Genomic DNA, 14,852 nt, shown 5'->3' on the forward strand with positions numbered 1-14,852 from the left:
TGTAGCTTTGTTCAGCAAGGTTTCTGCATTTTTCCATAATATATTATAAGTTTTCTGAGGATTGCTATTTCAGAGCTTGAAAAGTTCGGTCTAAAATCCATTCTTTTTCTTACATACATAAATACACTATTCACATCCAAAATATAGCTCATTGGAATACCTTTTTAAAATTGCCAGCAATATGTGCTTAAATTTGTTTTAATTGTTTCGGTGATGACTAGCCGAAAGAGTATTAAATAGCTAATCCGTTTTTAACATGATTTCAATCTTACCTAAATCAGGTCTTAAGTGCGTATTTATTAAGAGGTTTCTGTTTTTTTTACTGCTATGCTCATTTACTAATAGTGCATTTGCACAGATAAGAATAACGATACAAATTATTCCTCCATATCGGTATCGCATTACCGACTATACTTCGCATCCTGAACAAATTCTTATTACAGTTTTAAACACTACCACTAGTGAACAACGGCTTCAACTTAGGGGTACTGTAACTGGCGACAATGGAATCGAGATGCGAGTACAGTCCAGTTTTAGAAGCGCTTCACCACTTGTGATGTCACCTGGGGAGATGAAAGTGTTGAATGGTGGAGATTTCACTTCATTCTTTGATCTTGATCATCTTGATTATGTCGGAATCACTTCTGCGGAAGCTATCCGTGGTAACGGTCTTCCTGAAGCTAATTATCGATTGTGTATCCGTGCCTATAATTATGATACAAATGTTCCAGTAAGCGCCGAAGACCCCATTGGTTGCAGTAATAATTTTAGTGTAACTAGCTTAGAGCCTCCTGTGATAATTGCCCCCATGGACGGGATGGAAATCACAAATACTTCCGTTCAGCTAATATCACTTAGCTGGGGAACTCCTCCTGGTGCACCCCCTACTACATGGTATAGAGTCCGTATCGTAGAAATCATTGGAAATCGTAATCCCAATGATGCGATTATGAGTGCTACTCAACCTTATTTCTTTGAAAAAGAAGTAATGGGAAATATGTATATATATAGTCCTGCTGATCCGCAATTAACCCTTGGCAGACGATATGCCATGATGGTTACTGCCTTTGACCCTAATGGTTTTACCAATTTTAGGAATAATGGACAAAGCACAGTTATTAATTTTAAATATGGACAAAGCTCTGTTGTAATAAACGCTGGTGTAACAGGTATTAGTGTACCCTCAGGAATGGGTAATACATCATCAGCAGGATCAACGCTAATCCAGACTACAACTCCTGTAGTTCCTGTAAACAGCGTATTACAGGGGAAAGTCACCTTCGCGTATGCTTCTTCAGAACAAACTGATGAAACAGGTACGGCTACATTAACAGACTTAGCAACGAATGCTGCCGCAGAATCAATTACGAGTCTGCCTGTTAATAACCCTACCCCAGGCACAACGAAATACAACTTAAATAATGGTCAGGTAACATTGTACGGAACAATGTTTTCAGGAGAATCAATTGTACTCGGTACAGCCCAAACGGCTTCGGATGGTACTTATAGTATAAGCTTCAATACCGTTACGGCTGATATGTGTCAGGGGGTTTATATCATAGCTAAGCATACCGACAACCAACTTTACCCTGTTACGCAAACGGTAAAATTGGTAAAAACTAGCACTAATACCTACGATACCAACCTTGGAACGACTGTCTTACAGATTATCTCTATGCAAGTAAAACCACTAGTATTAGTGACTACTGGTTATCCTGGATTGACGCTCAATTTCTTATTAAATCAAGCCAAGTACAATGCATCACCAGTAATGAAGGCAGTATTTGGTAACTCTCCCGAGACTGTAACCTACAATAACGTTAGTTATGTAGTACTTGCTAAACGTAGCAATGGAAACACGTTTAAACGGTTGTTCAGAAGTACTGCACCTGATGACTACTTGGTACAAGTAAGCTATCCATCAACAGAATCGGTCTATTATCCGTTAGGAACGTTGCCTGTACGAAGTACATCAGACACTGCCAAAATCGTTACACGTGTAACAAAAAACTTTGTTTTTAACGTAAGTAAAAACCAGATAGATGGTATTGTTACCTTCTCAGGCATTCCTCAAAGCGGTTCAAAAGTTACAGCCACTATTCAAACGTATGATCTTAGACCCGGCGTACCTAAGAACGTCAATACTGTATATACGGCTATAACTGATGCTAGTGGTTATTATAAGTTCGCTGAGTTACCATGGCTTCTTCCGAGAGGTATTGTTAAATTATCCGTTACAGATACTCGTATTATGGAAAGCGCTACGGAAGTAGATGCAGTGATACAAGACGGGCAACAACTTCAGACCAAAAATATTGCCCTTAAAAAATTAGTAGCAACCATTATTGGTCGAATAAAGTTTAGTGCGTCGACAACTGGTGATGGCATAGAAAATGCCCTAGTAACCCTAAGAGGTACTAATATCTCTGCGCGTACCACAAAAGATGGCTATTTTACCCTAAAGGTTCCCTATCCAGTTCCACGTGGTAGTAAACTTGATTGCTATGCTGATGGATATGTCGATAAAGAGATATCATTTTATATGTTGCAGGCAACATATCCATCGGGTGGATACACTGCAAGTAATTGGCAGTCCTATCTATGGGGTCTAGATCCGTTGAAATACCAGAGTAAGAATAATATCACTGCAGATCTTCTAGGAATTGGTACGGGACAAGTGAAGGACATTTTTCCAACTTATTTCAGTGCAAGCGAAGAAGTGAAGGGCTCTTACGTGACATCTGAACTTGACACAAAACTTACCCTTATACCTAGTGGTAGTGCTGTTTTATTCTTTAGCTTAAGCAACAAGGAGATAGTTGGAGGAAAAGTAACCATAGATGGTAAGGAAGTTTTTACTGCAACAGATGGTGTTCCGTGGTTTTACACAGGTAAACCGGGAACGCATAGTTTTGCGATTGAGCCAATTGTAGGAGGCGCATCATTCATGAAGGCTTCAGGAATTTTCAATATCGTTAATGGAATTAGTGGGTTAGACCTAAAAGTAATATTAACGCCTGCTATGGTAATTACGGGTGTAATACGTAACAAAGAAACTGGAACAGCGGTCGCAGGAGCCAAGGTATATGTTAATGGTCTCCCTTATGAAGCCGTAACCGATGCTCAAGGAAATTATACGCTCACACTTCCCAAGGATAATAGAGAATATGTACTTAGTGTAGTACAATCAACGTTTATTGCTCCGACTGAAGTTAAAGTGCCAGTGGGAGTCAATAGTACAGTAGATTTCCCTCTTCAGTATATAGACCCCGACGCACCGAGGCTACAAACTTTTGGAGGTTTTCCTGTAGCCATTACTAAAATAAAGAAAATAAGTGCAGGAAATTTTGAGATTACTGGCTCATTAACGGTTGCATCTAATAGCCTATATACCATAGAAGGAAGGAACGCAACCCTAACGTTTAGTGATGTGCCTATCAAGGCTAAGGCAACAGATATTAATGCAGTGCCTTTGGGCGATGTTGTCTTTAAAGAAGCTGTCATGAACGTAAAGGCATTTAGCTTTGCTTCCATTGAGGTACAAGGTAATCCTTTTATCAAGCTTAAAACGGTAGGTTCAAATTTCATCATTGGCGGTGACCAGCTCGTGCTTCGTTTCAGTTCATCTAGTGCTACTGATAACATGCCGATTAATTTATCTGATGTAGTAGTGAAGGATAGTTTATCATTGTCTCAAACATTTAATTATGTATTTAGTTCATCTCAAATTCCTGAGTTGAGTAGTAGTAGAAAATTGAGGATGAAGTTCCTAGAAACAGGTCAAAACTTTTCGTCAACGATTTCGTTCGTACCAGCAGCAACGGGGAATTTGGAATTAAAAGCGGGTATCATGGGTAGTTTATTAATCAATAAAAGTAATCCAAGCCTTAGCAGTACGGGATATAGTTTAAGTTCTTACTTCCAGTTACCTAGCATACCCGGACTGGTAGTTCCTGCCAATACGTCCTCTAGTTACGAACAGTTTACGATGAAGCCGGCCATATCAGCACAAGGTAGCATGACGGTAAGCGGTAAGCCATTTGTTGCCACCATGCAACACTTCAGACTAGTTATCAGCAAGATGAATTTGTCGGGATTAGGGACAACAAACCCTAATTTAACAATGTCTGGAAAGATTACTGTTTTTGATGCAGCCAATGAAGAAAACGGAACGCTTACTATCAAATCGCTTTCATTAACAACCAAAGAAGGCACAGGAACTACCCTTGCGGGCGTAGTACAACTGCCTGCATCAGGGTTAACGATGAATGGGTTAACATTCAAGACCCCTAGTCCTACTAGTAACATCAGTTTGAGCTATAACTTTGATGCAGGAAGCTTTGAATTCAAAACTTCTGGCACGTTAGATTATGCTGGTACTGGAGGCTCCGCAGGTATCAAGTCGTCGTTGACAGGTGTATTCCCAATCGTGGTAAACCAGTTCCAGTTACGCAGTAAAGATTGGGATTTATACATCGTTGCGTCACCCAATGCGGTGGTAGATTTGAAGGTAGCTAGGATAAATATCAAGACTATCTTAGTGAACATTGGTAACGGCATCTCGATGAAAGCCATGGCTCAAGCACTCACTGATGCAGCTAAGCCAGCTACGGCGCAAGTCGTTAACAATGTGCAAATGAAACCAGCAGAATCTACATGGGCAATAGGTCTGACAGGCGGAATTACTATTCCATTTGAAGGGATGACCACTACTGCTTCTGCCTCATTTGTAGTGGGTAATGTTGGCAATGGCCCTGAAATAATGTTGAATGATTTTGAGTTGGAAATGAAAACTCCTTCATTCAAACTGAATGGGAAAGTAAAGTTGCAGATTGATGATGTAAAACAAGGTTTTGAGGCCGCCGTCAAGCTAAAAATGGCGACGAAGGATTTTGATGCAGCCTTTAAATATTATAATTATACGGCAGGTGGCTTCCAAATTGCAGCCAGTCTGACGACCAATGCAGGTGTTGCTACAGGGCCTATCATGTGGCATAACATAGGTGGTGGATTTGATATTGATACTAGAACACAAAAATACGACGTATTCTTAAAAGGAAGTTTTGGTCCACTTGGCGTGCCAAAAACAGTAGCGATGGTAAAAGATGCTACCGTTGGGATTATGTTTGATAACACCAATTGTAATGACAACCCAGTGATATACGGTAGTGGGTCACTCATGATGAAAGATAAACTTTGGGGTGTGATGGAATTCAATGCAGATTTTTGTAGAAATTCATTACTAGTTACGGTTAGTTCTAAATCAAAAAATGATGTAAGATTAATAGAAGGTGTAGATGCAAGAATAGATGGTGTGCTGTATGCATTAGCGCCATCATCATCACAGGGAGATGGTGCTTTGTTCTTAGCAGTTAATGCTGATGCTTATGCTGGTGCTATCTTAAACGGGAACGCATTTATGGCATTTGGCTATAATTTTAATAGTAATACTCCCGGTGCTCCTATCATAGCTAAAACTTTACTAACGTTAGTAGGTCGGAACGGACTTGATAATAATGGCACCATGAATGCTGTTTATTTGAAAGGAGACTTGATTGTACCAAACTTCAATGCACGATTAGATGTCAACATAGCTGGTTTCAAAGCATTTGGTTTCTATTATAAATATGTTTCTTCAGGAGGTGTAGAGATGTATTATAAGTTCGTTGAAAATAAATTTTTCGCCAAGTCAGCATTCAGTACAGCATCCGATTTCAGGGTTACTCTTTTGGGTATGACGTTGGGAGCTATGGGTTCTGCTAGCATGAATTTGGAAGGAGGATTCGATGGTTCTTGGTATGCAAGAGGTAGTGCCAATTTAGCCACTCAATTTTATTCAGAAGAGCGAGCAAGCTGTAATTCAATCAACATTACTTATTGCTCTCCGCCAGCAGTCTGCCCATGCTTTAGTTATTTTTACGGCATCCCTTATCCAAACGGTAGCTTCAATTGCTCGTGCGGAAGTAACTGGGTTCCTTGTGGTGCAGGGTTTAAAATATGTCTTAATGTTGGAGCTGACTTTAATGTATCTAGCAATGGTTCAAGTGTTAACGTTCGCTTATACTAATTTTTGAATAGAAAAATCTTATGAAAAATATATTAACGTTTATGCTATTAATCACTTGTTGGGCAACTGTAAGTTTGCAAGCCCAACAAGTGCCAATGCAGCCTCCACGCGTACTAAAAGTAGCGTCGTCTAAACTGGGCAATTATATTTACCTAGCTGGTAGGGATGAAGTAGCGGGAAAAGACACTGCTATTTTGCAGGCTACAGACCATTTTATCATCAAAAGAATGCCCTTTGTGCTGATTACCGACTCAACGAAAGCGAAGTCGCCCTTGAAAAATTTTAAAACAATTGGCAAGGCTAAAAGAGCGAGTAGTGAGAAAGAACTAAAAGAACTATTTAACGAAGAAGACCTAGCCGACGTTAGAAAGTTTTTAGGTAAGAATACAAACAAGGAATTACTTGATTTCGTAGCAACGCATGTAAAAGCAAACGATTATAGTTTTCTGTATTCAATTACCGAGACCCGTATGATGTTAGGACATATTTACTTGGATACTGACGTAAAAGAGGATGAAGTAATGTATTACCAAATCATCAGGGTAGATAAAAACAAAACGGAATATCCTTGGGGCGTGGCACTTGCTCAAAGCAAAATAGGCAATTATGCCTTGCCTTTTCTTAAACCTAAGGTATCATTTGTTAGTTCGAGTGATTCTACCGTAAGTATTACTTGGAAATTAAAAGTTTCGGATGCCATGATAAATACGCTTCCTAAACCGAGTACACGTGCATCTTTTGACCCTAAAGGAGATTTGCTAACAGTGCCTTTCAACCTTACGGCACTTAGCGGAAGAGTGGTACCTACCAGAGCAGGTAAACCTATCGCGGGCATCAAGATAATTCCTAATTTAAATCGCACGCAAGACACCCTCACCTATCATTATTTTGGGAGCGTCAGTAAAGATGAACAGTTTACAGCATACTTGATGGCTGAAGATGAAATCTATAATCAGGGAGCTCATTCAGATACTGCTGTAGTATTTGGGGTAGAAGCTAGAACGATGCCTTTGATTTATTCAATTAAAGTAAGTGAAATTGAAAATGGAATTCGTCTTGCTTGGAATAAACCAACGACCAAACCTTACTTAACAGGGATAAATATTTCGAGATACGACAGTCAGGATAACTTGGTAAAACTGGCAACATTGTCTGCTACAGATACCACTTATATCGACTATGCTATCAAGGTAGGTGAGCATTATCGTTATCAGGTAAAAACCTTATTTTTACCGGGGATTGGGATTGAGCAAACCGTACCAGCACAAGGAGTTGGCACGTACACCAAGTTCTCGAAACCATTACCTCCGTACAACTTGGAAGTTTCGGCAAAAGGAAGCAATGTTTCATTAACATGGCAAGCCGCTGATGAACCGGGATTCTATGGCTATTTTGTGTACAGAGGCACTTCGCCTAAAAAAATGTACTTGATTGCTGGTCCTATCAAAGAAAAAAAGTATACGGATACGTCTGAATCATTGAGCAGTAGAAGTCAGTATTATTATACAGTGAGAAATCAAAACCTACGACAAGATACCAGTATCTATAGCAACGTAGTGGTGATTATACCTGTTAAAAAACTTGAGATCAATCCGCCAGCCAATATTGATTTTTATTATGTCAATGGCAAACTGAGGGTGCAATGGGATGATACCAGAACACAAGATAATATGATTGAAACTTTCTTGATACAAAGGAGAAAGAAAGGTGATACGGAATATATTACCCTGAAGCCTAAAGAAGCAGGCAACGCATTTTTGATGGATAGCCTCATCCAAAGAGGGGAAACTTATCAGTACAGAGTAGCGTCGGTGTCTTCTTCAGGTGATGTTAGTGCTTATAGTCCTGCTACAGAATTCAGTCTTGAAAGATCTAAAATTGAAACGGTAAACGAGTTTTATGTCCGTAATATTACTGCTGGTGTAGAAGTTAGCATACCAGAAATCGTTTATTCGAATCGCAAGGGATATACCATTTACAGACGTAACGCTACGGGTGGTGATTTTGTAAAAGTACACACGATGCCTTCTGACTCATTTGTCTTTACTGATGAAAAAATAGAGCAAGGTCAGACCTATATTTATGCCATCAGTATTATTGAAAACGATGGAAAAGAAGGCGAAATGGGAAACTCTAGGTCTGTTCAGAGATAGGATATTGTTTTAATGTATTTATCCATCCTACCAACCCCTGTAAGGTCAGTGACCTTGCAGGGGTTTTGTTTGCGATAACAAAGCTTCCCTAGATATTCTAAAGGACATTTAAAAGCGTGAATAAATAGAATTTAAGTAAAAGTTTTCAAGGATAATACGTTAATTAGAAGGATTCATTTAATAATGATTTTTGCTTTTATCAGATTGGTAAAATAATAATCTCCATTTTTATTATTTATTTGTAAAACCTTACGCTACACGTGATTCGAAACATTGTTTTTAATGCCATTGCAATAATATCTACCTTAGGAATTTTCTGCTGGATGATAACGGAATTCTTTGGAGGTATGATTATTCATCTACTATCGTATGGACTACTCATTATTCCAATCATCATACTTTATATTTTTTCCTTCTTTGAAACAATTGTTTCTACCATCAGGCGAGGAATGAATGCCAATAAGATTAAAGTGGTTGCTCACGGATTATTAATATTCTCGATTATTTTATTGAATGGATATGAATCTGAGTTATTCAAATCAAAAAAGATTTTGACAGCGACACTGAAAGACGACCAATATCATTATACTTTAGTATTCAGGGAAAATGGAAATTGTGAAAATGAAGTCAATGGAATATTTTTTTACCATGAAGTTTTTCACGGGAAATATAAATTTTATGGAGACACAATTGTTTTTGAGAAAAGACCTTATGACAACGACTTCATACCAGACACCGTATTAATAGACAAAAGTCAAAAAGCAATATTTATTACAAAAGATAAAGCAGGGAATTTCCAAAAAGAAAAGGAATGGCTAAATCATTTTAAAATAGCAAACAACATCGACTAACATAGGAGCACCTACCCCCGCAAGGTTTAAAACCTCTCCGACGTTACTATGCTTACTCATTCAATGCTTTTGCTTTAAATGTTGTAATAAATTTGTCCAAACGGCATCTCGTTCTTCGGGGTGCTAAATCAGCTATAATTTATCATTAAAGTCCATAAAAAGTATTTTTTTCATATTTAATCAACAAAAAAGTAAATTTTAAACCTTTATGATAGGACGTTAGAAAAAAAATAAGCATTATTGTATCAAAATGATTAAATAATGCTTGTCAATTTATTCCAAAACATTCTATGAAAAAAACAATACTTGCAGGAGGGCTTGTATTAGGGCTGATTTCAACTGCAACCGCACAAAAAAAATGGTCGGAAAGCCCAATGGAGGGTTTCAATATCATTAAAAATCAAGGAGGGCAAAGTATAGCCTATTCGCCATCGGTGGGTACGAAAATATTAACAGTCAATGGCTTAGCCTTTAAGGATTTGAATAAAAATGGCAAGCTAGATAAGTATGAAGACTGGCGTTTGTCGAGTGATGTTCGTGCAAAAGACTTAGCATCTAAATTAAGCATTGAACAGATTGCAGGCTTGATGCTTTATTCTTCGCATCAATCTATTCCTGCCCGTGCAGGAGGTTACTTTGCAGGTACTTATAATGGTAAACCTTATAAAGAAGGTGAAACTGACCCTACAGACTTAACTGACCAACAAAAGAAGTTTTTAGCCGAAGATAACCTTCGTCATGTATTGATTACGACGGTAAAATCACCTGAGATTGCAGCTCAATGGAACAACAAAATGCAGGCGTTTTGTGAAAGCGTTGGTTTAGGGATTCCTGCTAACAATAGTACTGACCCTCGCCATGGCACATCAGCTAAGGCAGAATACGATGCGGCATCGGGCGGAGAGATTTCTATGTGGCCAAGTTCATTGGGCATGGCGGCTACTTTCAACCCTGCATTGATAGAAACTTTTGGTAAAATTGCCGCTGCAGAATACCGTGCTTTAGGCATCACTACGGCGCTTTCGCCGCAGGTGGATATTGCTACTGAGCCACGTTGGGCACGTTTTAATGGTACTTTTGGCGAAAGTCCTTGGCTGTCAGCAGCGATGGGACAAGCCTATTGCGATGGCTTTCAGTCGACTGCTTGGGGCATGAAAAGTGTCAATGCGATGGTAAAACACTGGCCTGGCGGTGGTGCTGGTGAGGCTGGTCGTGATGCACATTATGCCAATGGAAAATTTGCCGTGTATCCTGGTAAGAATTTTGAACAACATTTTATTCCATTCACACAAGGAGCATTTAAGCTAAAAGGACAAACGAAGATGGCTTCGGCGGTAATGCCCTACTATACCATTTCATGGAATCAGGACAAGAAAAATCATGAGAATGTAGCTAACAATTATAATAAGTATATTATCTCTGATTTATTAAGAACAAAATACGGATACGATGGTGTGGTATGTACCGACTGGCTTGTGACTGGTGACCATAAGGCGATGGACGTATTTATTGATGGCAAGTCGTGGGGAGTAGAAAACCTTAGTCTGGCCGAAAGACACTATAAAGTATTGATGGCGGGTGTAGACCAATTTGGGGGTAATAACGACATGAAGCCTGTATTGGAAGCCTATCAAATGGGTATCAAAGAACATGGTGAAGCCAAAATGAGAGCCCGCATGGAACAATCAGCAGTGAGACTTTTGAAGAATATTTTCAGAGTAGGCGTATTTGAAAATCCGTACTTGAACCCAGCAGAAACAAAAGCGATTGTGGGAAAACCTGCCTATATGAAAGCTGGATATGAAGCACAGTTGAAATCTATCGTGATGCTTAAAAATCATGCTAAAACACTACCTATTACTACTAGAAAAACGGTATATGTACCCAAACGATATGTACCAGCTAGTCGTAATTTCTTAGGTATGGAAACGCCTTCTTCAGAAGACTATCCAGTAAATATGGACATCGTGAAGAAACATTTTAATGTAACTGACAATCCCAAAGAAGCAGATTTTGCCTTAGTTTTCATCGAAAATCCAAAGGCTACGATTGGCTATGACAAAGAGGACTTGAAAAACGGTGGCAATGGCTATATCCCGATTAGTTTGCAATACTTCGACTATACCGCTACAGAAGCACGTGAAACCAGTATAGCTGGTGGCGACCCGATGGAAAACTTCACGAACCGTTCTTATAAAGGTAAAATGGCCAAAACTGCTAACGTTACAGATGCGGCATTGGTCAATAATACCAAAATATTAATGCAAGATAAGCCCGTGATAGTATCAGTAAGCACTACCAACCCAATGATATTCTCTGAAATAGAGACGTCTGCATCGGCCATTTTATTGAGCTTTGGTGTACAAGACCAAGCCATTATTGAAACCATTATTGGCAAATCTGAGCCCTCGGCGTTATTGCCTATGCAAATGCCTGCCAATATGCAAACAGTAGAAAAACAAGCCGAAGACGTACCGTATGACTTAACCTGTTATAAAGACGCCAACGGAAATACCTACAATTTTGGCTTTGGACTTAATTGGAAAGGAGTTATTAAGGATGGTAGAGTGTTGAAGTATAGGAAGTAGGTTATTATCGAGAGGATAATCAAAGCATATATTTCTATTAGTTGGTAACTTAAGTCGTTCTAATTACCCACATATCTATAAGTGTCTGATATTCTTATCTCTAGTGAGGGACTTAAGTCCCTCGTAGAGATAAGAATGAAAACTCGCTCGCTTCATAAGTCAGGATGCCAATGCAAGAACATTTATAGCCGAAATCCGACTACCGATAGCCTGTCTTATCAATGAATCCCCTGCATTCGATAGATTAGCTTACCACCTTCTCTTTGCGCAAAAAATGCTTTGATTTCGGCGATAATTGAGAGTGCTACCTCCTCAGGCGTTTCTGCTCCGATGTCTAAGCCTACGGGATAATGTATTTTACTCAGGATATCTTCATCCTGAATATTTAATTCATCTAACATCATTTGCCCTCTTTTTTTAGGACCTAGTATGCCAATATACGCCACGTCCGTACCGATTAGGTAAGTAAGGGCGTCTTTATCATAACCATAATTATGCGATAGCAGTACTGCCGCAGTGTATTTATTGACAGGTAGTTTTTCAACAAAATCTGTTCTTCTGCTATAGATCAAACAGCTAGCTTCATGAAAACGTTTTGGGGTGATATGTGCGACACAGTCGTCGGTTATCGTAATTGTCAGCCCTACTTGTTGAGCTAAACTTACCAAAGGTACGGCATCATAGCCTGCCCCAACTACTAACAATTGTATATCAGGCTTAATTGTTTCATAAAATAAGGTGCAGTCGCGATGCTCGACAAGGCCTTCTTGTGTCGAAAGCTCAAAAGGTATCATAGGAAAATAAGCTGCTAGCTGGTCATTAACGGCAAAGCGTTTGCCAATCGGCATGGCTTCGGGCGATTGTGTTGCTATTACTGTGGCATACTTAATGGTTTCAGTGTTATGCACATAGTTGGCTAAAATCTCCACTAAGTTCGATGAATCTGAAGGAACGAGCGGTTCTATCAAGATGTCAATAATTCCGTTGCACCCTAGCCCAATGCCAAAGGCATTTTGGAAATCGTCCATGGTATCATAAACTACTATTCGGGGTATGCCATCTTGCATTACCTGACGGGCTTTGCGTAATACATCGCCTTCTAAACATCCTCCGCTGACTGCCCCAAACCAAGTACCATTATCTACAATAAGCATTTTTGCTCCTGGACGACGATACCCTGACCCGTGTAGTTTTACAACGGTAGCAAGGGCTAGTCGACGTTCAGCAAAATTAATTTGTTGATAGGCTGTTATTATTTTCCTTAATTCGTACCTCATATAATATTTGTGATTGAGCGAGTTAGTGATTGAGTGAGTAATTGAGCGATTGAGTGAGTGGTGATTGAGTGATTTTTAACAATAGTCACTAATACATAATTAAAAAAAATCACTCAATCACTAACTCGCTCAATCACAATTATGTGCCCGTTGAAATCTTATTCAAAAACGATTGCTTATAAATTCTTCCAACGGGAATTTCATAATCTTGTACTTTCACTAGCTCGCTTGAAAAAGCACTTATTCTATCCATTGCCACAATGTAGGATTTATGCAAGCGTACAAACTTTGATTCAGGCAGTTTTGCTTCCATATACCTCAAACGTTCATAAACGACGAATTTACCTTGTGTCGTAAAAACTTTGATATAGTCTTTCAGTCCTTCGATATAAAGTATTTCATTTAAATATACTTTTTTCTGTTCTTTATTTACTTTCAAGAAAATATAAGCATCCTCAAACGGTGATACATCTAGCACATTTTGCTGAGTAATCTCTCTGAAATATAAATATTTTGAAATGGCTTTTAAAAATCTTTCTTGGCTGATGGGTTTTACTAAATAATCAAACACATCTAAATCAAATCCTTCGGCGGCATATTCTCTAAAAGCCGTTGTCAGGATTACCTTAGGATGTTTCTGTAACGATTTTAGTAATTCTAAGCCAGTCATTCTAGGCATTTGAATATCTAAAAACAATAAATCAACCGTATTATTTTGTAAATAAACAAAACCTTCCAGCGCATTATCGAACATTTTCACTACCTCAAAATCGGGCAATGCCTCAAGGTAAGTTTGAATTAGCTGTCGTGCAGGAAGCTCATCATCAATAATTAAACAACGATTCATCTATTGATTTGTAGTTTTAGTACGACTAAAAAGCTGTTTTTTTCTCGATACGTTTTAAATTCATGCACAGTCGGGTACAAAATTTCCAAACGTCTTTTCACATTGTTTAGCCCTAATCCTCCATTCTGACTAGCAATTACTTCAATCTCCTCTTCAATGCTGTTCTCTACTTTAACGATAAGTTCGTTATTCTTGTTCTCGATGTCTACGCGTATCCATGAGGCATTGATAGATTTATTCACGCCATGTTTAAAACAATTTTCGATGATTGGTAACAATAGCAAAGGGGGAATTTGTATTCCCTCGATGGCATTATACACATTAAAGGAAACATCCAGTTTATCACCAAATCTGATTTTTTGTAAGGCGATATAGTTCTGAATATATTCTAGCTCTTCGGTCAAGGTTACCTTTTCTTTTTTAGAATCATAAAGGCTGTATTCTATAAAATTTGACAACTTCAATATTTGCTGAGCCGTTTCGGGACTCTTCTTGAAAGCTCCTGAATAGATATTATTCAGCATATTGAAGATAAAATGTGGCTGTACTTGCGACTTTAGCAACTCTAGTTCAGCCGCTGTTTTTTCTTGTTTAAGTTCAATCAAGGTTTGTCGCTGTTGGTACCAGCTACGTATAAAGAAGAACGTTCCATATAGAAAAACAATCAGGTAAAGATTGACAAATTCTATGATTATTTTTGGAAAGAAAATCAAAGGCTTTAATGTCCCTTGAGGGTAATACATCTGGTATAAATAGTGATAATTGATGTATCTTTTCAGCATCACAAACACTACAGCTACTACGATTTGCCCCAACCAAAAAGTTGTTTTTTTATCCGATAAATAGAAGTTACTAAACAGGTAATGAACAGATAAGCAAGACACCACAAAGGCAATGGGTACGGAGGTACAAGCTTTGATAAAATAAACATAATATTGATCTGTGGCTGCACCCATTCCTAGCCACTCGTATAAAAAATAGAGTGTCCAAAAAATAAGGTTAAATCGGATTGTATCAAATCGCTCGTTCATCAATCATTACCAATTATAGGTATGTAAAAGTATAGAAA

7 protein-coding genes are annotated in these 14,852 nt (G+C 38.6%); 4 read left to right on the forward strand and 3 right to left on the reverse strand.

Translation table 11 applies throughout. The features are described 5' to 3' along the window. Positions 1–256 precede the first annotated feature (256 nt). The 4 genes from AC07N0_RS17040 to AC07N0_RS17055 all read left to right on the forward strand — a co-directional run bounded on the left by AC07N0_RS17040 (position 257) and on the right by AC07N0_RS17055 (position 11,659). Positions 257–6,067, forward strand: a complete 5,811-nt coding sequence (locus tag AC07N0_RS17040) for a carboxypeptidase regulatory-like domain-containing protein (protein ID WP_494590127.1) — start codon at positions 257–259, stop codon at positions 6,065–6,067. A 20-nt stretch (positions 6,068–6,087) separates the two neighbouring features. After that, on the forward strand, positions 6,088–8,220 hold the full coding sequence (locus AC07N0_RS17045; protein WP_494590128.1) for a fibronectin type III domain-containing protein: 2,133 nt from the start codon (positions 6,088–6,090) through the stop codon (positions 8,218–8,220). A 260-nt stretch (positions 8,221–8,480) separates the two neighbouring features. After that, positions 8,481–9,071: a hypothetical protein gene (locus tag AC07N0_RS17050; protein WP_494590129.1), complete on the forward strand. Its 591-nt coding sequence runs from the start codon at positions 8,481–8,483 to the stop codon at positions 9,069–9,071. Positions 9,072–9,361: 290 nt separating this feature from the next. After that, positions 9,362–11,659: a glycoside hydrolase family 3 protein gene (locus tag AC07N0_RS17055; protein WP_494590130.1), complete on the forward strand. Its 2,298-nt coding sequence runs from the start codon at positions 9,362–9,364 to the stop codon at positions 11,657–11,659. A 218-nt stretch (positions 11,660–11,877) separates the two neighbouring features. On the opposite strand, the gene AC07N0_RS17060 is transcribed toward AC07N0_RS17055, so the two are convergent. The 3 genes from AC07N0_RS17060 to AC07N0_RS17070 form a co-directional block, all read right to left on the reverse strand. Next, on the reverse strand, positions 11,878–12,936 hold the full coding sequence (locus tag AC07N0_RS17060) for an XdhC family protein (protein WP_494590131.1): 1,059 nt from the start codon (positions 12,934–12,936) through the stop codon (positions 11,878–11,880). A gap of 139 nt (positions 12,937–13,075) precedes the next feature. Continuing rightward, complete coding sequence (locus AC07N0_RS17065) at positions 13,076–13,783, reverse strand: LytR/AlgR family response regulator transcription factor (RefSeq protein WP_494590132.1); 708 nt, start codon at positions 13,781–13,783, stop codon at positions 13,076–13,078. Next, complete coding sequence (locus AC07N0_RS17070) at positions 13,780–14,814, reverse strand: sensor histidine kinase (RefSeq protein WP_494590133.1); 1,035 nt, start codon at positions 14,812–14,814, stop codon at positions 13,780–13,782. Before AC07N0_RS17070 ends, AC07N0_RS17065 begins: the two co-directional genes overlap by 4 nt. Positions 14,815–14,852 lie beyond the last annotated feature (38 nt).

It is taken from the genome of Arcicella sp. GW821-FHT09D11, assembly GCF_059416265.1.

Bases quoted from the DNA above. Each gene is read 5' to 3' on its own strand.
- AC07N0_RS17040 (WP_494590127.1), top strand. From the start codon at position 257: ATGATTTCAATCTTACCTAAATCAGGTCTTAAGTGCGTATTTATTAAG.
- AC07N0_RS17045 (WP_494590128.1), top strand. From the start codon at position 6,088: ATGAAAAATATATTAACGTTTATGCTATTAATCACTTGTTGGGCAACT.
- AC07N0_RS17055 (WP_494590130.1), top strand. From the start codon at position 9,362: ATGAAAAAAACAATACTTGCAGGAGGGCTTGTATTAGGGCTGATTTCA.
- AC07N0_RS17060 (WP_494590131.1), bottom strand. From the start codon at position 12,936: ATGAGGTACGAATTAAGGAAAATAATAACAGCCTATCAACAAATTAAT.
- AC07N0_RS17065 (WP_494590132.1), bottom strand. From the start codon at position 13,783: ATGAATCGTTGTTTAATTATTGATGATGAGCTTCCTGCACGACAGCTA.
- AC07N0_RS17070 (WP_494590133.1), bottom strand. From the start codon at position 14,814: ATGAACGAGCGATTTGATACAATCCGATTTAACCTTATTTTTTGGACA.